At 53.9% G+C, this 20,067-nt stretch carries 21 protein-coding genes; 7 read left to right on the forward strand and 14 right to left on the reverse strand.

Annotated elements, in window-relative coordinates; genetic code table 11:
• Window positions 1-30: 30 nt before the first annotated feature.
• Window positions 31-2,025, reverse strand: a complete 1,995-nt coding sequence (locus C5Y44_RS03715; protein ID WP_105323733.1) for an HtaA domain-containing protein — start codon at window positions 2,023-2,025, stop codon at window positions 31-33.
• 131 nt (window positions 2,026-2,156) lie between these two features.
• Between C5Y44_RS03715 and C5Y44_RS03720 the strand changes: the two genes are divergently transcribed.
• Both C5Y44_RS03720 and C5Y44_RS03725 read left to right on the forward strand, forming a co-directional pair.
• Complete coding sequence (locus C5Y44_RS03720; RefSeq protein ID WP_105323734.1) at window positions 2,157-2,807, forward strand: hypothetical protein; 651 nt, start codon at window positions 2,157-2,159, stop codon at window positions 2,805-2,807.
• A gap of 59 nt (window positions 2,808-2,866) precedes the next feature.
• Window positions 2,867-3,190 carry a putative quinol monooxygenase gene (locus tag C5Y44_RS03725; RefSeq protein WP_040354974.1) on the forward strand — a complete coding sequence of 108 codons (324 nt, stop codon included), beginning with the start codon at window positions 2,867-2,869 and terminating at the stop codon, window positions 3,188-3,190.
• A 92-nt stretch (window positions 3,191-3,282) separates the two neighbouring features.
• Here the strand turns inward: C5Y44_RS03725 and C5Y44_RS03730 are convergent, their stop codons facing one another.
• Window positions 3,283-4,119 carry an HAD family hydrolase gene (locus C5Y44_RS03730; RefSeq protein WP_105323735.1) on the reverse strand — a complete coding sequence of 279 codons (837 nt, stop codon included), beginning with the start codon at window positions 4,117-4,119 and terminating at the stop codon, window positions 3,283-3,285.
• 36 nt (window positions 4,120-4,155) lie between these two features.
• Here C5Y44_RS03730 and C5Y44_RS03735 point away from each other — a divergent pair, with 36 nt between their 5' ends.
• Both C5Y44_RS03735 and C5Y44_RS03740 read left to right on the forward strand, forming a co-directional pair.
• Window positions 4,156-5,202 (forward strand): 3-hydroxyisobutyryl-CoA hydrolase, encoded by a 1,047-nt coding sequence (locus tag C5Y44_RS03735; RefSeq protein WP_105323736.1) that lies wholly within the window; start codon window positions 4,156-4,158, stop codon window positions 5,200-5,202.
• A 13-nt stretch (window positions 5,203-5,215) separates the two neighbouring features.
• Window positions 5,216-5,917 carry a DUF1648 domain-containing protein gene (locus C5Y44_RS03740; RefSeq protein WP_105323737.1) on the forward strand — a complete coding sequence of 234 codons (702 nt, stop codon included), beginning with the start codon at window positions 5,216-5,218 and terminating at the stop codon, window positions 5,915-5,917.
• Here the strand turns inward: C5Y44_RS03740 and C5Y44_RS03745 are convergent.
• The 5 genes from C5Y44_RS03745 to C5Y44_RS03765 form a co-directional block, all read right to left on the reverse strand.
• Window positions 5,914-7,218, reverse strand: coding sequence for a DUF6882 domain-containing protein (locus C5Y44_RS03745; protein WP_105323738.1), 1,305 nt, complete (start codon window positions 7,216-7,218; stop codon window positions 5,914-5,916). The genes C5Y44_RS03740 and C5Y44_RS03745 overlap by 4 nt on opposite strands.
• 20 nt (window positions 7,219-7,238) lie before the next feature.
• Window positions 7,239-8,363, reverse strand: coding sequence for a glycosyltransferase family 1 protein (locus C5Y44_RS03750; RefSeq protein ID WP_105323739.1), 1,125 nt, complete (start codon window positions 8,361-8,363; stop codon window positions 7,239-7,241).
• A 5-nt stretch (window positions 8,364-8,368) separates the two neighbouring features.
• Window positions 8,369-9,640, reverse strand: a complete 1,272-nt coding sequence (locus C5Y44_RS03755; protein WP_233189814.1) for an NAD-dependent epimerase/dehydratase family protein — start codon at window positions 9,638-9,640, stop codon at window positions 8,369-8,371.
• 122 nt (window positions 9,641-9,762) lie between these two features.
• On the reverse strand, window positions 9,763-10,368 hold the full coding sequence (locus tag C5Y44_RS03760; protein WP_105323741.1) for a TetR/AcrR family transcriptional regulator: 606 nt from the start codon (window positions 10,366-10,368) through the stop codon (window positions 9,763-9,765).
• Between the two features lie 36 nt (window positions 10,369-10,404).
• Window positions 10,405-12,774: an MMPL family transporter gene (locus C5Y44_RS03765; RefSeq protein ID WP_105323742.1), complete on the reverse strand. Its 2,370-nt coding sequence runs from the start codon at window positions 12,772-12,774 to the stop codon at window positions 10,405-10,407.
• Between the two features lie 191 nt (window positions 12,775-12,965).
• Between C5Y44_RS03765 and C5Y44_RS03770 the strand changes: the two genes are divergently transcribed.
• The gene (locus C5Y44_RS03770; RefSeq protein WP_105323743.1) at window positions 12,966-13,622 is read left to right on the forward strand and encodes a hypothetical protein; all 657 of its coding nucleotides are present in this window, start codon (window positions 12,966-12,968) and stop codon (window positions 13,620-13,622) included.
• Window positions 13,623-13,634: 12 nt separating this feature from the next.
• Here the strand turns inward: C5Y44_RS03770 and C5Y44_RS03775 are convergent, their stop codons facing one another.
• Genes C5Y44_RS03775 through C5Y44_RS03785 form a run of 3 tightly spaced genes read right to left on the reverse strand, consistent with a single transcriptional unit; the run spans window position 13,635 to window position 15,022 of the window.
• Window positions 13,635-14,186 (reverse strand): gamma carbonic anhydrase family protein, encoded by a 552-nt coding sequence (locus tag C5Y44_RS03775; RefSeq protein ID WP_105323744.1) that lies wholly within the window; start codon window positions 14,184-14,186, stop codon window positions 13,635-13,637.
• Between the two features lie 29 nt (window positions 14,187-14,215).
• Window positions 14,216-14,587, reverse strand: coding sequence for a hypothetical protein (locus tag C5Y44_RS03780; protein WP_105323745.1), 372 nt, complete (start codon window positions 14,585-14,587; stop codon window positions 14,216-14,218).
• A gap of 15 nt (window positions 14,588-14,602) precedes the next feature.
• Window positions 14,603-15,022, reverse strand: a complete 420-nt coding sequence (locus C5Y44_RS03785) for a hypothetical protein (RefSeq protein ID WP_105323746.1) — start codon at window positions 15,020-15,022, stop codon at window positions 14,603-14,605.
• 69 nt (window positions 15,023-15,091) lie between these two features.
• Between C5Y44_RS03785 and C5Y44_RS03790 the strand changes: the two genes are divergently transcribed.
• Window positions 15,092-16,018, forward strand: coding sequence for a patatin family protein (locus tag C5Y44_RS03790; RefSeq protein ID WP_105323747.1), 927 nt, complete (start codon window positions 15,092-15,094; stop codon window positions 16,016-16,018).
• Window positions 16,019-16,125: 107 nt separating this feature from the next.
• Here C5Y44_RS03790 and C5Y44_RS03795 read toward each other — a convergent pair whose 3' ends face one another.
• On the reverse strand, window positions 16,126-16,314 hold the full coding sequence (locus tag C5Y44_RS03795; RefSeq protein WP_105323748.1) for a hypothetical protein: 189 nt from the start codon (window positions 16,312-16,314) through the stop codon (window positions 16,126-16,128).
• Between the two features lie 311 nt (window positions 16,315-16,625).
• Here C5Y44_RS03795 and C5Y44_RS03800 point away from each other — a divergent pair, with 311 nt between their 5' ends.
• Complete coding sequence (locus C5Y44_RS03800; protein WP_105323749.1) at window positions 16,626-16,898, forward strand: hypothetical protein; 273 nt, start codon at window positions 16,626-16,628, stop codon at window positions 16,896-16,898.
• On the opposite strand, the gene C5Y44_RS03805 is transcribed toward C5Y44_RS03800, so the two are convergent.
• Genes C5Y44_RS03805 through pth form a run of 3 tightly spaced genes read right to left on the reverse strand, consistent with a single transcriptional unit; the run spans window position 16,895 to window position 20,060 of the window.
• Window positions 16,895-18,526, reverse strand: coding sequence for a peptide chain release factor 3 (locus C5Y44_RS03805; protein WP_105323750.1), 1,632 nt, complete (start codon window positions 18,524-18,526; stop codon window positions 16,895-16,897). The genes C5Y44_RS03800 and C5Y44_RS03805 overlap by 4 nt on opposite strands.
• 6 nt (window positions 18,527-18,532) lie before the next feature.
• The gene (locus tag C5Y44_RS03810) at window positions 18,533-19,357 is read right to left on the reverse strand and encodes an SDR family NAD(P)-dependent oxidoreductase (RefSeq protein WP_105323751.1); all 825 of its coding nucleotides are present in this window, start codon (window positions 19,355-19,357) and stop codon (window positions 18,533-18,535) included.
• Between the two features lie 46 nt (window positions 19,358-19,403).
• The gene (gene pth, locus C5Y44_RS03815; RefSeq protein ID WP_105323752.1) at window positions 19,404-20,060 is read right to left on the reverse strand and encodes an aminoacyl-tRNA hydrolase; all 657 of its coding nucleotides are present in this window, start codon (window positions 20,058-20,060) and stop codon (window positions 19,404-19,406) included.
• Window positions 20,061-20,067 lie beyond the last annotated feature (7 nt).

Raw genomic sequence — 20,067 nt, forward strand, 5'->3', positions numbered from 1 at the left:
GAGTGTGGGAAAGGGCGGCAGAAATGCGTTTTAGTTAGGGTTCTTTCGACCGAAGCTGGTCAGGGTAGTACCTGCAACTACAAATCCAGCAAGCAGAAGCAAAAGGATCGTGGAGTTGGAGATTCCCGAGACACCATCGACGGAAGCACCCTTGATCTTGAATGGGTTGCCAGAGCTATCTTCACCGTCAAGTGCGGATGCATCACCGAGTGCCATCTTGTCGCCTACCGAACCCTTGGTGGATCCACCCTTGCCATCAGTAGCGCCACCCGAGTTTCGTAGTGCAGCAGCACTTGCGGCACCATCGCCGGATCCTGCGCTGGAACCACCGCTGCCTTGTCCTTCAGCACAGCTTGCATCGCCGCCGAGGGAAGCGGTAAAGGAAATGTCATCGAGCGCGTCGCCTTCTGGGTAGAAGTCACCAAACGCACTAGCGCCCGCTGCGGTCAATGTCGTTGACGCAGTACCAGAAGCCGAGGAATCCGACAGGTCCAAAGAAGAGAAGCTTAGATTCGCCAGGACGATGCGGCCGTATTCCTTTGGATTGCCCTCAACATCGTTGGAGTCCGCGTTGACGAGCAGCTGACCAGAGTTGCCGGAGAACTGGATTTCCATGTTGGAGAAAGTCGTATCCAAGGTTCCGGAGTGTCCGTAGAAGCGGATGGTGCCAGGGAAGAGGATGGTGCCGCTATTGTCGGAGGTGTTTACCGCACCTGCGTCACCAGAGAAGATGAAGGTGTCTCTACTTTCTTCGATGCCGCTGAGCTGCCATCCACCATTGGCGATGGAGCCTTGGATGTAGTTGCGGAACGAGGTACGAACGCCCCAGTCAGCTTGCGCGCTGATAACGCCAACGGAGTCACCAGACTGGCAAGTGCTGTCAGCGTTTCCGCCGCCGCCACCGGAAGTGGCTGCGCCTGCAGTTCGGGCAGCCGCTGCGCCGGCACCACCTGAAGCGCCACCGGAGGCTCCGCCGGACGTACCGCCGGAGGTTCCGCCAGCGCCGCCACTGGTGCCACCGCTGGTTCCACCAGTGGAGTTCGTGCTGGCAGAGGCTCCAGAGTCGCCACCGGAGGTGCTTGTCGATGTCGAGTCGCTGGTCTGCGAAGTAGAGTCCGAGCCGCCAGAAGCGCCGCCGGAGTTACCTGCCACGCGGTCGTAGAGGCGGCCGGAGTTATCCATGATGTGACCGGAGTTGACGATAAGCCCGTTGACTTCCACCAACGTGTCATTCAAAACGCCAACCAGTCCCGGAATACCTTCCGTCGCGCCGGAATCGGTTGCTCCGGTCCAGTTGGTATCAGCACCACCGGTGCCGCCACCGCCGCCGGTCCCACCACCAGTATCGGTTGGTGGTGGTCCACACTCATCCTTCAATGACAGCGTGCCCGCGGTGTTATCCAGTTGGGTTCCAGCGTCATAGAAGCCACCGAATGCTGCCACGCCAGACTGAGTCAAGGTGGTGGTGCCAGCCAGGTTCACGGAATCCTTCGAGAAATTAGGCGCGCTATTTAAAGCAACCTTTGCAATGACGACGTCACTACCGGTTTCGATGGGTCCTGGTTCGGTGGACTGCATACCTTCGTACTTCCGTGAGGAATAGTCCACGGTAATTTCAGCAGAGCGGCCATTGATGTGTATCGCAATATCAGAGAATGTTAGATCCAAGACGCCATTGTGCCCTGTGAAGTTCACCGTGCCGCCAAAACGGATAACGCCTGCGGTATCACTGGTAATCGAAGATGCAGAGGATGGGTACTGGAGATTTCCGCCCACAAGCTTGGCACCGTCTTTGACGGTGATCTGGCCTTTTGCGATATTTCCCTGGATGTAATTGCGGAAAGAATCCTTGACGCCCCACGTCATAGCTCCGTCGGCTACTGCGCGGTGGGTCTCATCGCAAGTTTCAGCTTGTGCTTGGGGTAGGACGTTCATCGAGGCAGGAGTAAATAAGATACCTCCCGCCAGTGTCGCAGCGGCGAGGACACTGGATACACGCCTGACTACGTGGGACTTTGTTGACATCGTGGATCTTTCAGTTCTCAGAAAACGAATAGGGGGACGGTGGATAACGATTTCGACAAGCAATATATAGCTAGGCTATCCTAACGAAGTTAGGCTAACTTTAGTAGTCGAGGAAAGCAACAAGGAGAGCAATGTCACGCGGTACGGCGAAGGCGCATTTACGGTCACTTAACAGTGATGATTATGGCCGTGAAGAGGGAAAACACTCTGCGAATGAAAATCTGACAGAGGCAGACAAAGCGTTCGTTTCTATCTACCCCGATATCAACCCCGCAGAACCGCTGGGCTCCAGTATCGCTGAACGCATTGGGTTCGCGTGCGCTACAGCAGTCCTTGCTTTCGGGGGTGCCATGGGGGACCTCATTATCGCTGGCGCAGGCCTAGCCCTGGTGCTCTTTTCTGTCATCGGTGCGAGCATGAAAACTCCGCGCCGTGTGCGCAACGAAGCCCGCAGTCGTTTCCCGCAGCAAAAGTGGGCGGAATATTCGGTTAACCACACCGCCTGGATGCTGGGGTGCTGGATTGTCATCATCACGGTCGTGGCACTGGCATTGTTCTTAGTCCCCGATAGTCAGAAGGCCATCGGTGCTGCTGCAGCCGCGGTTATTGCCGCCGCACTCATTTGGGTCTGTCCTGGATTTGCGCCGCAGAAGCAGAAACAAAAGCGCAACAAAAAGGAAGAATCCGAGCAGGAAGCTGCGGAGGCACCAGCCTTGACTCCGCACAAACAGCTTGATGATGACACCCAGATTTTCGAAAGCGTTGTGCCCGAAAAGCGCTAAAGTTTGCTTGACACTCTCCTCGGAATTCTCATGAGAATTCTTTCGGTATCATGGGTTGCATGATTTTCATTAACGTTAAATTCCATGTCAAGCCCGAATACGCTGACACTTTCCTCGATGAGATCAACTGGTACACCGAAGCCTGCAACGCTGAGCCTGGCTGCCTGGAATTCAAGTGGTACCGCGACCCAGAAGATTCCCAGCGCTTCCTGTTGGTTGAAGCCTACAAAGATGGCGAAGACGTAACCCACGTACAAAGCGATCACTTCAAGCGCTCTTGCGAAGAGTTCCCTCAGTACCTGGTAGAAACCCCAGATATCATCAATTTCAAGATTGATGGCAAGACTGAGTGGGACAAGATGGCCGAGTTCAAGGTCGATTAATTTCGTCTAGTCCTACAAAAAGCCCGCTTCCGTAGAAGCGGGCTTTTTCATGCGCATCTTGCGGCCATGCGCGGTGTTTTAGCAGTGTGCAGTTAAAACTCGCGCTGGTTTGCGTGTACGCGTTGTGTGCTTTCCATCTTGTCGAACCACTCATTCAACACGGTAATCACACCGTGGTCCAGGTTCGAAGGAGCAATGACATCAGCGACATCTTTAAGCTGCGGGTGGGCGTTATCCATGGCTACCGCAGTACCGGCTTCTTGCAAAAGCTCGTAGTCATTGAGGTAATCACCAAAAGCAGCGGTTTCTGCAATATCAATGCCTAAGGTATCGGCCATATGATGCAGCGCCGCGCCCTTATTAGCGCCGGCCGGCATGACATCGAGCCATTCCTTACCGGAGACAGCCACGTTGTGGTCGGGGACAGCCTTAAATATTACGGGCGCAATGTGCTCTTCAGAACCCGCTGCGCAGTAGACAGCGACTTTGATGATGTCGGAATCTTTGACCATCGCGCGCAGGTCTTTTACGGTTTCGCGCGAGTAGTAGTATTTTTCCAGCTGAACAAAGGTATCGGGGTTAGCATCCTCAGATACATAACCGACAGTTGGCGTACATAGCACTACGTCATGGTCAACGGTGACGGCTTGGAGTGCATCTAGAATGCGCAAGACTGCATCATCGGGAAGCACGGAGACATGAATGATTTCTCCCTGGTGCGCGATAGCGGTGCCATTTTCTGCGATGAAAGATAGCTCCGGGCCAAATTGGTGCTGCAAAGTAGCTAGCTGGCGACCCGACGCTGGAGCGATGGTGACACCGAGTTCTTCTGCGCGCTTGAGCACAGGCCAGAAAGATTCGGGGATTTTACTCTCGCCGTCCAATAACGTCCCGTCCATGTCTAAAGCAATGAGCCGCGGGAAAACCATAAGAAAAACCTCGAAACTTGTGCAAAACTGGGGTGCATGACTAAATCCGTTGACTCAACAGCACCTGTACTTACCTCGGTTCGCCAGCGTACCGGAGTTATAGAATTAAACCGCCCTAAGGCCTTAAACTCGCTGAATCCGGAGATGATTGACATCATCGCCAAGGCGGTTAAGAACTGGGAAGATGATGATTCCATCGACCAGATAGTGTTGTACACCACCAACCCGAAGGCTTTCTGCGCAGGCGGGGATGTACGTTTTGCGCGGGATAATATTTTAAGTGGCGACGCACAGCTTGTCGATGACTTCTTCGCTGCCGAATACACACTCAACGGTGAGCTTTCGACGTATAAGAAACCTCTCGTGTCCATCATCAGTGGCGTAGTGATGGGCGGGGGACTTGGCATTTCCTTGCACGGCTCACACCGCGTGGTAACTGAGAATGCTTTTGCTTCCATGCCAGAGATGGCCATTGGCTATTTCACTGACGTAGGTGTCGCCCATGCTGCCCAGCGCATGGTGGGCACACGCGGGCAAGCTTCCCCGGCATTAGCAAAATACTGGGCAATTACCGGCTATCGTATGTATGCCGCAGATATGTTGTGGTCGGGTCTTGCAACCCACGTAGTCCAAGATGCAGAAACCATCTTGGACGCAATTGTCGAGAACGGTGTTGATAGTGCCCTGAAGCAGCATTCTTACATTCCAGACGGTGAGGCACCGCTAGCTGGTGTGATCGATGAGATCGAATCCACCTTTAACCACGCCACCTGGCCAGAAATCCAAGATGCCCTGAAAACTGCCGACAAGGAGTTTGCGCAAGATACCGCTAAATATCTTGCGGCGGCATGTCCTACTTCGGTGGTCGCTTCCAATGAACTTTTTGAATCACACGCGCAAGAAGATGACATCGTCAAAGCACTACAACGCGAAGAATCCTTGGGGCGCTATATTCGCTCCCGCGGTGATTTTGCCGAAGGCGTGCGCGCAGTACTAGTAGATAAGACCAAAGACGCCGCCTTTAACCCAGAAGAAACGGCAGCTGTTGACCTCGATGCAATCCATGCAGCGCTTAAGGACTAGGTACTGTTAAAGCATGGTATTTTCCCGCGAACCCGATACACCTAAGCTTCAAAAACCACCGTGGAAATGGGTGTGGCTAACCCTTGTGACCGGTGTACTGGCGTTACTGGCGGTGTATCTGAATTGGGAGAGCATTCCAGATCCTTTCCCAACGCACTGGAATGCGCGCGGGGAGGCAGATGCTTTTAGTGACAAGACGTGGGCCAACCTGTTTGGCATGTTCGGGCTCATCACAGGCATTCTCACTCTTGTTATCGCGGCATGTTTTGGACTGATTTACCAGCACGCCAAGCATGCCAACGGCGAAGACTGGCAGATCGCCCGTAGCCGCGCAACTTGTAATTCCATGCTCACCCCGCTGGGCAAGTGGATGTTTGTACTAAATGCAGTAGTCGTGGCCGATATTTATCTGTCCATAACGCAGGTATATTCTTCCGTGGGCTTGCTCATTGCGGCCATCATCATTGTTGTCGTGCTCTTGCTGTGGGATATGGCTCGGGTGCAAAAGTGGTTGGACGAGCACTATCCAGATCCCAAAACCAGCGAGCACATGAAGTGGGGCATGTTCTACTACAACCCAAAAGACCCCAACATGATGGTGCACCGCGATTTCAACAGCACGTTCAACATGGCGCACACAGGTTCGTGGATAGTGATTGGTGCCTTGTTGTCCGTCCCGGTTCTCGCGACGGCACTAATTATTATTTTTGGTTAATTAACGCGTTCAGGTTGGGCGTCGCGTTGTGCGTGAATCTGTGTATCGCGTGTTGTCGTTCGCATGTTGCGATACGCCTTAATCGCGCGGTCGCGGTCAAGATGCACAGGTAGGGAAGTATCAAGCACAGCTTGTTCTACTTCGGGGCTAAGCGGCGGAAGGTGCAATTCGGGGGCATCGATAAGCACAATGCCGGTGGTGTCGTCATTGAGCTTGGCGGTTACGAGGTTCCATTTATTTAGAATCGGCATGGCGGCTTGCACGAGTCCTAGCTCACGCGCAGTCGCGGCCGGCATGCTGTGGCGCACTAAAGCAGGAATTAGCTTGTCGATCCCAAACTGTTTCACCGCTTTTACCGGCCCTTGCCCAGGAAGACGTTCTAGTTGTGCATCTGCCCACGCCCACGTGAAAGTCCCGTCGCGAACAGTTGCCACTACAAGGGCGTCTGCTTCTAGGCGGGATTTTGCATCGAGAAGCACGTGTGCGGTTTCTAAATTGATGAGAACATTTTTACCGGCTGCCTGTGGAAAGTGCGCGGAGAAAAACATCGCGTGCTCTGCTGCAGCAAAGTAGGCATCGGCACTGATATCTTCTAAGCGCCAATCCACGTCATCGAGGCCGTTCGTGCCCGAGCTATCCGAAGTAGAGACGGAGGAAATCTTCTCATCCAAAAATTCCACGGTGATTGCACCCGATGGTGCACCGGATAACCTCAGACCGTGGTCGACTTCTTCGATGTCGAGCTCGCGGGTGTGCGCGAAAGCGATCACCGCGCGGACTTCATCGAGCTTATCGATGAATGGATCATTGATGCCCTTAATGAGGACTTCTTCTGGTGCAAGAGTTTGCGGAAGCGGCACTGTGTCAGTAGATTTCGCCAATGTTGCGGTGTTGAGATCGAGAGCGACTGCAGCTTTTAACCCATCTTCTTGATCCGCTAAGACGATGGGTTTTCCGCCCTCTAACGCGCGAGCGGCGCCGAGCAATATCTCCGTGGCAGGTGGGAAACCTTGTAGTTCTGAAAGCTCCGGTCCAGTGGCGCGAAATTCAGCAGAACGCGAGGGCATCCAGTGCCAGTGGCCATCTTTTAATATCGCAACGCGCCTGCCGGTGATATCCACGGTATTGCGCTGGCCGTACAGCCTCATCTCCACGGAACCTTCATCATGGAAGTTAGATTCCATACCGCTAAAGCCGCCGACTAATTCTTCCAACTGCGTCCAAAACACATCATATGCGGTGGATGAGAAAAATCCGTCGGCGGCAATATCGGCGAGAGTCTTCGGCTGCGTCAGATCCATGGCTTAGAGTTTAACTGCTTTTAGCCCGCAGCCTTTTCATACGCGCGAACCAAAGCTTCGGTCGATTCACGCCAGGAGTACTTTTCTGCCTCTTTGCGGGCAGCTGCACCCATCTGTGCGCGCCGTGTGGGATCCTGCAGCAAACTGACGATGGCTTCGGCCCAATCTGTATCGGAACCATCAGCGGCAATGAGGTGTCCTGTCTTGCCTTCATCGATGACAAAGGGGATACCGCCGGCATTGGTACCCACCACAGGTACGGCTGAAGCAAAAGACTCCAAGGCTACAAGCCCTAAAGTCTCAGTGGCAGAGGGGAAGACAAAAACGTCACCGCTGGCGAAAGCTGCTGCTAGTTCCTCGCCGGATAAATAACCCGTAAACGTGGCGAAGCTCGGATCAAAGGAATCTTGTAACTTCTGCAGGTTGGGACCGCCGCCAACGATTCCCAAACGCGTTCCCGGCACCTGCTTGCGGACTAGCTTCATGACATTATTGAGTCGCTCTAAGTCTTTTTCCTTAGAGATGCGGCCAATATAAGTCACCAGTGGTGAATCCGGGTGCTCATTGGTCAAGAGCTTGCGCGCCTGCGTGGTTGCTTTCGATGGGTGATATCCAACCGTATCCACGGCCTTGGGCCACAAGGTAAGCCTTTCGATGCCCATCGCCGACGCTTTTTCAATCATCGGATCCGAGGTGCACAAGTTCACCTGCGCCTGGTTGTGCAACCAGCGGATAGCGCCTGTGGCCATGCCTCTAGTCCAACCGATACCTAGTGCATCGACATAATCCGGAACATTGGTGTGATAGCTGCACACCAGTGGGTAAGCATCGCGCTTAGCTGCAAAAACACCAAGAGCAGCAGACCAGATCGGATTGACCGCATGGATAACATCCGGGTCAAAGTCCCGCATCTGCTTCCAGAATTTCACCGGAGGCACGGCGAATTTGATCTCCGGGTACACCCAAAAAGACAATGAAGGCAGCTTATACACCGGAAAACCGGCGAAACTCTCCGGCGGGTTGCCGGGAGCGAAGATGGCAACTTCATGCCCCATCTCCGCGAGCTGCTCAATCGTCCGAATAAGACGCGTAACCACGCCATCGATTTTGGGCAGGAAAACTTCCGTAACTATCGCAATTCGCACGAACTCTATGCGCTTTCGGACAGGCCTGCTTCTGCGCCCTGCAGCTGTGGCGTCGATTCTTGCTCCGGAGCGCCTTGCTCCGGAACCTGCTGTTGTGGAACACCGGCTTGCTGCGCCTTGGTCCACAAGGACTGTGCTGGGATCTTCGAGCGATCCACGCGGTCGGCGTACTTGTGGGCAACGTCTTCGACTTCTTGCAGTAGACCTTCCGACAACGTGGTGGGCTGAAGACCAAGCTTTAAGAAGGTGTCATTGTGCACGTGCAGGTCATTTTCCGCAGATTCCTTACGTGGGTTTGGCACATAAGCAACCTCGGCATTAGAGATCTCGGCGATAAGCTCCGCCAAATCACGCACGCGGTGGGTCTCTGTCATCTGGTTGATGATCTTGACGCGATCGCCCTTGGCAGGTGGGTTTTCCAGCGCGAGCTCAATGCAACGCACCATGTCCCGGATGTGGATAAAAGCACGTGTTTGACCACCGGTGCCGTGCACGGTCAACGGATAGCCAATGCCCGCCTGGATGAGGAAGCGGTTTAACACCGTGCCATAGTCACCGTCGTAGTCGAAGCGGTTGATGAGACGCTCATCTTTGATGGTCTGCTCAGTATGCGTGCCCCAGATGATTCCCTGGTGCAGGTCGGTAATCCGCAGCTCATCATTCTTGGCGTAGTAGGCAAACAGATGCTGGTCCAACACCTTGGTCATGTGATAGATAGAACCAGGGTTGGAAGGGTAGAGGATTTCCTGATCCACATGGCCACCTTCTGGCAGGTTGACCTGGACATCCAAGTAACCTTCAGGAATCTTCATGCCCGCGGTGCCATAGCCATAAACGCCCATGGTGCCTAGGTGCGCGACGTGGATATCTTGGCCAGATTCCACGATTGCTGCCAAGAGATTGTGGGTGGCGTTGATGTTGTTATCCACCGTGTAGCGCTTGTTGCGAGAGTTCTTCATTGAATACGGCGCCGCGCGCTGTTCTGCGAAGTGCACGATGGCATCTGGGCGTTCGGTGTTGATGAATTCTAATAAGCCGTCATAGTCTTGTGCGACATCAATATTGGCAAAGCCAATGGTCTCCCCAGAAACTTCTTGCCACGCCGCGATGCGGGTGTCAATATCAGCGATGGGGGTTAAAGAATCTGCACCAAGTTCTTCATCAATCGCGCGTCGTGAAAGATTATCGATGATGATGACATCGTGTCCTTTATCAGACAGATACAACGAGGCAGGCCAGCCACAAAAGCCGTCGCCACCGAGAATCGCAACTTTCACTTTAAACTCCATTTAAATTCGCGAATAAGATTCAACACTTTCTACAAAGTGCCCTTCAAACGACCATACCCCCGATTTCAACAGTTTTCCTGTCGAAATCGGGGGTATATTGCTACGGCGAGCTATGTAATAGCCCGCAAAGTAGTGAATGTCTTGCGTATGAACTCTTCTTTGTCTTCCCGGCGTGCAAATTGATGGGGGGATGAAGTTTTCAATCTTTTGATCTCTTCTGCCGTCCACACGATTGCGGCGGCGCCAACTTGCAGATACAACCCGAGTTCTCCCGCGCTGAACTGCGGATAAAGTTTGGCGAAAGCTCCCAAGAATTTCTGCAGCACCGCGTGGATGTCCTCGTGGTTAGGGATACAGCGACTTCGGGCATTCATGTGCTCTTGGATTTGAAAGAGCGTCGCAATGGATCCGAACTCACTGTCTTTATCCGTGAGTCCCTTTACCGCGATGTCTTCGAAAATCTCGGTAATGGTCATTCCTTGCGGATAGGATTCAACGACGGGCAAGAACTTATCGATGGAATCCAGGCAGAATTGAAACAGCGCCTCATCGATGCTGGGGAAGTAGTTATGGAAGGTGCGTACGGAGACACCTGATTCTTTGGCTACCAAAGAGATGGTCAGGCCTTCAAAGCCTTCGCGCAATAAGATTCGCGCGGCAGCTTCAGAAAGAGCACGACGCGTAGCGAGCTTCTTCGACTCCCTTAAACTAGCCATGCTCTTCACCTCTTCCTATTGTTTCTCTACTTGATATTAAACCTTGACGGTTTCGGATTCTGCTTTTTGCAGCTCTGCCTCATGCTCGGTAAGGGCTGTGCCTTCGATATCCATGTTTGGCAGAATCTTATCCAGCCACTTCGGCAGCCACCACGCTTTATCGCCGAGTAGGAACATGGTTGCCGGGATGATCAGCATGCGGACGATGAAGGCATCGAAGGCCACGCCTACCGCGAGGGCAAAGCCCATGGTGCGGATGAAGGGTTCATCGATAAGCATGAAGGCGGCGAACACCGAAATCATGATCAAGGCTGCCGCGGTCACTACGCGGGCACCGTGCTTGAAACCATTGGAGGTGGCGTTGCCGGCGGTCTTGCCGTGCACGAAACCTTCGCGCATGCGGGTAACCAGGAAGACTTGGTAGTCCATCGCGAGACCGAAAGTCAGGCCGATCAACATGATTGGCAGGAAGGACAGCAGCGGCTGTGTATCGGAGATGATGCCGAACATACCTTCCTGGAAGATGCCGACAGTCACGCCGAAAGCAGCAGCCATCGACAACGCGAAACCACCCGCGGCAATCAACGGTACCCAGATGGAGCGGAAGACCAAGAGCAAAACAATGAACGCGAGAACCAAGACAATCGCGATGTACGGAACCAGAACGTCATTAAGGCGCTCGGAGATGTCATCGAAGATTGGGGTAATACCGGTGATGCCGTAAGTACCACCGGTGTTGTCGGTGAATTCTGCCTGATGCGAACGCAGCGCTTCAAGAGTCTGCGTGGTTTCTTCATCAGTTGCACCCGTGGTTGGGGTGATCATGACCTGAGCTGCATCCATGTTGTCGGTCATGGCAACAACTTGTGCGTTGACGACACCGTCGGTGGTCTGGAAATCGGTGAGGATTTCCTGGATAGCTGGCATGCGGTCTTGCTCTGCGACTTCGGCGACGTCGACGAAGGCCACCATTGGGGCATTGCGGCCAGGGCCAAAGGCTTCATCAATCATGTCGTAGGACTCGCGCTGGCTAGTGCCTTCGGCAGACATGCCGTCCGTGGGCATCGCCAAGCGCATCTGCGCAGCTGGAATAGCAGCGATACCTAAGATGAGGACACCGGCAATCAGGGAAACGACGGGGTGCTTGCGAATCTGGCGCACCCACTGCAAACCAACGGTGGGCTTTTCATCTTCTGGGTCCGGAACCTTCGGTCCTGGCACCCGGCCTGCGAAGATATTGGTGCCCAAAAGACCCAGCAGGCCAGGAATGAAGGTCAGCGCCACGAGCACGGCGATGGCCACGGTGGCAGCAGCGGCGATAGCCATGGTGGACAGGAATGGAATGCCGATAATTGTCAGCGCCGCGAGCGCGATAACCACAGTGATACCAGCAAAGACAACAGAGGAACCAGCTGTACCGGTAGCCATGCCCATCGCATGCGCACGGGTTTCCTTATCCATCTTCTTGAGCTCTGCCGCGAATTCCTTCGGGCTTAAGTCATTAAGGCCAGAGCTGGTAATGAGCTGGTTGCGGAAACGTGCGACGATAAACAGCGCGTAGTCAATGCCCACGGCCAGGCCAATCATGGACGCCAGCATTGGTGTCATTTCAGCCACGGAGTCGGTGAACACGGTGGACAGCTGCACGCCGAGCAGGCCAACGCCCACGCCGATGACAGCAGAAATCAGCGGCATGCCTGCTGCGACCATGGAACCAAAGGTAATGAGCAGGACGACGCCAGCGACGATGAGACCGATGATCTCCGCGGACATATCCAGGCCTTCACTCATGGTGGAGAAAGCATTACCGGAGTACTTCGCGGTGAAATCACCTTCGTCAAAGTTGTTGACGAGCTCAGTGATTGCCTCACGGTCTTCGGCAGGGATGTCGGTAACACCCTCGGCGTCGAAGGTGACCGTGATGGTGCCGGTGCGCTCATCTTCTGACAGAGGAGACAGCGCCTGGATGTTGGCATCGATTTTCTCTTGCGGCATGCCCTGGGCGGCCATTTGCTCACCCATTTGTTGCTGCATGCCCATTGACGCCATCACAGGATTGACAATGGCGTCCTGGTCAGCCAAAACGCCAGTGGCCTTCAGACCATTAACGAAAGCATCAACTTCCGCCATGACCTGTGGGTCAGTAAGCGTTTTACCTTCAGGGGCCTGGATGACAATGGTGCCTGATGGATCCGACATGTAGTCAGAGTCATCACCAAAACGCTCCGCCATCTCTTCTTGAGTGGTGGTGGAGTCCATCGGCGGCATAGCAAACGATGGGTTGGCCGGTTTGGCGAACTGCGTGGCCAGCCCGCCCATGGCAACTAGCAGGATGATCCAGAACGCGAGAAACGGCCACACTTTGGTGTATGACCAGCGTCCTAGTCGATATAAGACCTTCGACATAGTCCAGCTTTCTTTAGTTAGCTTCGAAACATTTCAAACATTGCACAGTGTATGCAAGTTTGCATGCCGAGTGCAATTAGCTGTGCAGAGCACACTTTCGCCACTTTTTGTGATGGGATTCTCCCTATTCTTCGGTGCTGCTATGAGGTGCAATTACGCCGGCCGCCGCGCGCGTCGGTAGACTAACCGGCATGTTCAACGCCGTCACCTTCGCTTTGATGGATTCCATTAATGCCTTACTGATCGGCGTGGTGGTTGCGCTCGGCGTGATGCTGCCGCGCGGTAAATATAAAAAGATCACCCCGCTGCTCATCGCCGGTGACTGGTTCGGGGTCTTTGTGCTCGCAGTGCTGTCGATGTTCATCTTTGACAGCCTGCGGCAGTACGTTAATGCTTTTCTTGATTCCCCGCTGTTGGGAATCCTGCTGATAATTCTTGGCCTTGCTGGCATCGTGATGTCGTGGCGCTCACGCCCTGGCGAATCAAATGCCTTGGTGGACAAGATTCTAAAACCACTGCAAACGCCTACACCATTGACTTTTCTCACCGGTTTTATCCTGGGCCTTGCCCAATCTGTAACGTCTGGGCCTTTCTTCGCGGGCCTTTTGCACTTAGTAGCCGGCGGTTTTAATGCCTGGGTGCGCTACGGCGGATTGGTTATCTACGCCAGCCTGGCGTTGTCTTTGCCTATTTTGGTGGCGGTATTCATCGGATTTGTGCGCACCAATCCGCAATCGCCAGCGGGGCAGCTTTTTGCCCGCGCGCAGGAGAACAAGGACCAAGTTTCCAAAATCGGTGGTTACTTGGTCGGCATTGTGTTGATTATTATGGGCGTGCTTAACCTCTAATTAGCTAAGTATTTAGCTAAAGCGCACGTCATCTAAGCTCAGCGCTTGGGAGATATCCGCCTGCTTTTGGGAATAGTCCACGTATTTTGCAGCATGCGGAATAAAGGCGGCAGATTCTTCCTTGCTCAGTTCCCGGCGGACCTTCGCCGGAACACCGGCAGCTAAGCTGCCTGCTGGAATCTCTTGTCCTTCGAGAACCAAAGCGCCACCGGCAATCAAAGAGCCCGCGCCCACCCGTGAGTGCGACAGTAACGCTGCGTGCATGCCGATAAGCGATCCGGCCTCGACATAAGCCCCATGTACCAAAGCCATGTGCCCGATGGTGACATCTTCTTCTAGCGTTGCCGGCGCATCGGCATCGCAGTGAAAGACCGAATTATCTTGAATATTGCTGCGCGCGCCAATGGTGATCTTGTTGGTATCTCCGCGCAGGACCACGTTATAAAACACTGAGGCATCAGGGCCGATTTCGACATCCCCGATGATCGTGGCATTCGGGGCAATCCACGCACTGGCATGAATTCTTGGCACTTTACCTTCAAACGGCAAAATCAATGGTGACATGGCGCGACTCCTTGTCCTTGGGTGGGTGGTTATTGGATAACCGCGAACGCGATTTGCGGGTTAATCTCATAATCGCCCGGGGTACTGGTGAGTTTATCCGCCGTGGTGGAACTTAACGGTAAAATCCAGCCCTTTTTTGGGTCCTTGACTGGCAGTACATTGCGATCGGTAGGCACAAAAATCACCGTCGTTGTATCTGTTGCCAGCGCGGCGGGCGTGGGAGACCGGGCAATCTCTAGGACCTTTTCAACGTCAGCAGCATGCAGCTCAATGATGACCATTGCTTCCGCGGTAAAGACCTCTAGATGCTTAACCGAATGGGTAGAAATATCACCAGAGGCCTTGGTGAGCTTCGGGCCCGTATTGCCGGTGATTTTATCCCACAGATCTTTTATTCCCATACTGGATAAGGATAGTTATCCATCTGCGAAATTATGTCGCACGGTTGTGGTGCGCCGCGTCGTAGCATCGAAGTAGACAGAGAATCCAGACGCAAAAGTTGCTTCAATTGCTTCTTCGCGCCGTTTGGTCACCGTGACACTGAGAAAATCGAAAAAGCTATCAAAGCGTGGATACATCGCCATGTGTACCGCGCCATCGCGGCGGCCAAGCCCAAGAGCGATGGACACTTCGGCCGCGCCAATATTCTTAGCTTTGTAGACCGGGTCCGCGTCCAGGGCAAAAGCAAAGCCGGAGCGAACCATCTTCCCAGTCATCACATCAAAGATTGAGAAATTATCACGGGACATCTTCTCAGCGATGACTGGGGCAAGGTCAGTGGGGTTTATTGGGTCTTGTGGGGTGGGGAAAGCAGATGAAATTATAGGATGCGCCATATACTTATTTGTAACACAGCTCACACTTGCTGGCTAGGGGGAGGCATAAAAGCGGTAGACTAGGCGGGTATGATGTCCCAGCCGCAGCCTTTCGATGCCTCCTTAAACGACCTAGCTAGTGAAGGGATCAACGCTCATGACACAGCGTTGATTTTTGAAGGCGGCGGGATGCGCAATTCCTATACCGCGGCGTGTGTGAAGAAGCTGATCGATAACGGCGTGGAGTTTGGTTGGGTTGGCGGGGTATCCGCTGGCGCATCGCACGCGGTGAATTTCTTATCGCTTGATAGCTTTCGCGCAGTGGAAAGCTTCGTGGATTTTGCGAAGAACCCTAGCTTCGGCGGGTTGAGCTCCATGTTGCGTGGCACTGGTTATTTCAATGCTGAGTTCATTTATGAAAAGGCCGCGGATCAAGATCTGCCTTTTGATTTTGAAACCTTCTCCAGCAACCCCACGCCACTTAATCTCTCTGCCGTTAATGCTCTGACAGGGGAGACCGTCGTCTGGACGCGCGATGATATTAACCAAGTAGAAGACCTTTTGGTGCGCGTGCGGGCATCCTCCACGCTGCCGTTGATTATGCCGATGCGCCATATCGATGGCGTGCCGTTTGTGGATGGCGCGATGGGGGATTCCGGCGGCATTGTTATTGAAGAAGCTGAAAAGGCGGGCTTTGAGAAATTCCTCTTCGTCGGCACTAAACCGCGAGGATTCGTGCGCCCGGAGGTAAAGCGTAAGGCCGGTATGCGCGGATTCTTCCGCAAGTATCCGAGCGTTGCCGAAGCCATGATTTCACGTCCGGCCAAATACAATGCCTCTAAGCAACGTCTGTTGGAGCTCGAGCAGGAAGGCCGCGCCCAGCTGTTCTTTCCTGAAGATATGCAGATATCCTCTACCGAGCGCAATGTGATGAAGCTGCGCGCCAATTACCAAGCCGGCAAGCAACAAATGTATTCCGAGTGGCCGTCCTGGAAGAAGTTTTTAGAAAACAACTAGCGCGTCTACATTTCATAGTTCCACGCTAATAAAGCCACGCGCGCAAAAGCGGGCGTGGCTTTATCGAGAGGTCTTAGCTGCGGGATTATCTGCGAGGTACTGCGGGTTTAGTCGTCCCAGTCGTCATCATCCCAATCGTCGTCCCAGTCGTCGTCATCGTCATCCCACAGGTCGTCCCAATCATCGATGAGGTCAGAGATGATAGGGATGTTCGGAATGGATGAGGCTGGGGCAACCCCGCCTGCGAAGCCGGTGATCGCGGCGAGAATCGACGCGATGATTGCTTGAATGTTCATTGAAGCTCTCCTCTTAATCTGGGCATCGTTTCTACTCTTGTTGGAAACGATGTGCTGTGAATCCGGTGGTGTAGCTAGGGCTTTTGGCTACAAAAGGAACTATATGATTTCCGGAATGCCAAAGGCAGAGCTTCAAGCGTCATTTTCGTTATTGTCGCAGGTCAACACCGCATTAAAGTTCCTTAATGTTGCGGTTTGAGGTCCGAATTTCCACCGGTTTCACCAAAAGTTTTTTAGGTAGGGTTGTCTTCATTGCCAACTATCCCTGAGCAGGGGAGAAGACAGGAAGAAGACAGGGAGAAGCCGGGGAAATGAAAACGCGAAAGAAATTATCATCCAGACAACTGCTGATTATCGTGGCGCTCGGTATCGCCCTAGCATGCCTAGCCGGTGTGCTTAATGGCGTTTACACCTTGGGGCAATTGGCCAGTGATACCGATGTTGTTGCAGCGAGTCTGGTCGCTTCCAAAGTCGAGCGCGCTGAACTCTACGGATATACCGCGGTGGCGTGCATAATGCTGTCGCTGATTCTGCTCTTCGTAGAGATGAAAAGATCAGCAGCGACAGCAACTTCGACTGATTAGTCGGCAACGAGGGTTTCGATAGTGAGCTCAGGGTGCTCTTTTTCAATAAAGGCGAGCTTCCACTTGTCACCGAAGAGGGCGATGATTTCGCCGTCGTCGCGCGTGAAGATTTCCACGCCGCGCTGGCGTCCCAGCTCAGGTGCGGATTCAGCGTCGGTGCGGCGGGCAACCGAGTAAGGAATCGGCTCGGTGACGGTCTCCACGTTGTATTCCAGTTCCATGCGCGCCTGCATGACCTCGAACTGCATTGGACCAACGGCGGCCATGACTGGTGCGGCATCGCCACGCAAGTCGTTGCGCAGAATCTGCACAACACCTTCGGCAGACAGCTGTTCCAAGCCCTTGCGGAAAGCCTTGTACTTGCCCAAAGACTTTGCACGCAGGATGCGGAAGACCTCCGGCGCGAACTGTGGCATGGGTGCAAACTGCACCTTCTTGCCCGCGTAAATGGTGTCACCAGGTGCCAAAGCACCAGCGTTGACCAGACCAACAATGTCACCGGGGTAAGCCACATCAACGGTATCGCGGTTGCGGCCAAAAACGGTCAGCGCATACTTGGTGGAGAATGAGCGGCCAGACTGTGCGTGGTTGACCTGCATGCCACGCTCAAATTCACCAGAGACCACGCGCATAAATGCCAAGTTATCGCGGTGCTTGCGGTCCATGCCCGCCTGTACCTTGAAAACCACGCCGGCGAAATCATCAGTAACCTCGCGGACCTCATCAATCGCGGTAGTAGAGGTCTCAATCGCCTTGGCGTCGGAATCACGGGAACGCGGTGCAGGTGCAATCTCACACAGGGTGTCCAGAATCTGGTGCACGCCAAAGTTCAGCATGGCGGAGGCGAAAATCAGTGGGGAAGTTACACACTGCTCAAACAATTCCTGGTCATGCACAGCGCCATCGGCAGCAAGCAATTCTGCTTCTTCGACGGCAGTATCCCAGAGCTCTTCTTCCTTCGCTGCAGCATCGGAAGGGGAGAAGTGCTCTTCTGGCGCGATGGTAGAACCACCGGCGGTGCGGATGAAGTGGATGTAATTATCAGCTTCGCCGTCATCGTTGATATGTGCCAGACCGCGGAAATCGCCCGCAATACCCACGGGCCAGTACAACGGAGTAGGTTGCAGCTCGATTTCGTTAACGATTTCATCGACAAGCTCTAAAGGCTCCCGGCCCACGCGGTCCCACTTGTTAACCACCGTGACAATCGGCAAACCGCGCGCCTTACACACGCGGAACAGCTTCAGGGTCTGTGGCTCGAGGCCCTTGGCGGCATCGATAAGCATGACTGCGGCATCAACAGCCGTGAGCACGCGGTAGGTATCTTCAGAAAAATCCGCGTGACCTGGGGTATCAACCAGGTTGATCATGTACGGCTCGCCCTCATGACCCTCCGGGGCATATTCAAACTGCAGTGCAGAAGAAGCTACGGAAATACCGCGGTCTTTTTCCATCTCCATCCAGTCAGAGACAGTAGCCTTGCGCCCAGCCTTGCCGTGGACTGCGCCAGCTTCATTAATAACGTGCGCATGCAGCGCCAATGCCTCAGTCAACGTGGACTTACCAGCGTCCGGGTGGGCAATGACGGCAAACGTACGGCGGCGCGCAGCCTCAGCAGCAATACTCATGTTTGCTTAGTCTAGTGATACATCCAGCTGCAGCCCTAACTGGTTAAAGACCTCGTGTGCCAGCTCACGCTCTTGGTCACGAGAACGGGTGCGGGAAGGCTGATAAGGCTTGAGATAAAACTCGCCCGATTGGTAGTGCACACCACGCACGCCGGTAAGAAAATGCACCAGCCGTTCAGCGCCCTGAGACGGTGTGCCCATCTGGGAGGAAGCCGGACGGAAATTATAGAACCTGCCCATCAGCGAGCTCGAAGATTTGGAAAAGTTCGTGGACAGCACACCAGGGTGAAAGGCTACCGAGTTGAAGTCGTGGGCATGCAAGAAGCGCGTGAGTAGGACGTCGCCGTATTTGGCATTGCCATAAGAACGCAGCGGGGAGAACTTTTCAAAAGTATTCGGGTCCTCGGCATCGAAGCGGGCAAAGAGATTCGCTGCGATAGAAGAAGTATTAACCACCACGGATTCCGGACCGCGAAGTTGGTCTTTGAGCAAAGCCGTGAGCAAAAATGGTGCCACGACGTTGACCTGCCAGGTGCGCTCAAAGCCATCGACGGTGCGCACGGCAGTATCAAAAAGCCCGCCGGCATTATTGGCCAGACCGCGAATTGGACCGAGTTGCGAAAGCTCCTCGGCTAGTGCGCGGACCTGGTCTAATTCGGAGAAATCTGCGGTGAAATAATCGGTGCCGAGCTCGCGGCCGACGGCGCGAGTCTTTTCCGGATTACGTCCGACGACAACCACGCGATCGTCAGGGCGGGTGGCGTGCAAGAGGCGAGCCGCTGCTGCACCTACGCCATCGGAGGCGCCAGTAATGACATAAGTTTCAGACATGAGTCAGAGAATAAAGACTTCGGCCGGTTGGGCAATGGAAGTCTGCTTAACCTTTGCTGTGAATCGTATTTTGCGCTTTATTCAACCCCGAGGCAATGATTTCTTTGACGGCATCAGCAGCCAAAGCAATCGCATCATCAAAACCTGGGCCGGCGTCAACAGGAGCTAAAACATAATCAGGAATGGACGCGCCTTTAGGGGGCCGGGCAATACCGATTCGTACGCGTAGATAGTCCCTGGTGCCTAAATGCTCCGTGAGGGATTTCAAACCATTGTGCCCATTTTCATTGCCGCCGAGTTTGAGCCGGATTTTATTCACCGGTAAATCCAGCTCGTCATGCACTGCAATAATGCGCTCAGGCGAAACGCCTAAGTGCTGGGCCAGGGGAGCGATGCCTTCGCCGGAAAGGTTCATAAAAGTTGTCGAGCGCGCAAGGATGACTTTTTGTCCGGCGATCTCAATGGTGGCAGCAAGCAACTTCTGCCCCTTGACCGGTTGCAGGATATCGCCATGTTCAGCCAATAAATCATCAATCGCCATATAGCCCACGTTGTGCCGGGTCGCAGCATACTTCGCCCCAGGATTGCCAAGACCCACAACAATCCAGTCGGCAGCAGAAGGCAGGTCGATTGCGCTCTCGCGCGCAGGCTTCGCCGGTGTGGAAGAGCGGAAGAGGTTTTTCAAGCGGTCAAGAAAATTCACGCCTACT

Source organism: Corynebacterium sp. J010B-136 (assembly GCF_002967075.1).
In the GTDB taxonomy this organism is placed as follows: domain Bacteria; phylum Actinomycetota; class Actinomycetes; order Mycobacteriales; family Mycobacteriaceae; genus Corynebacterium.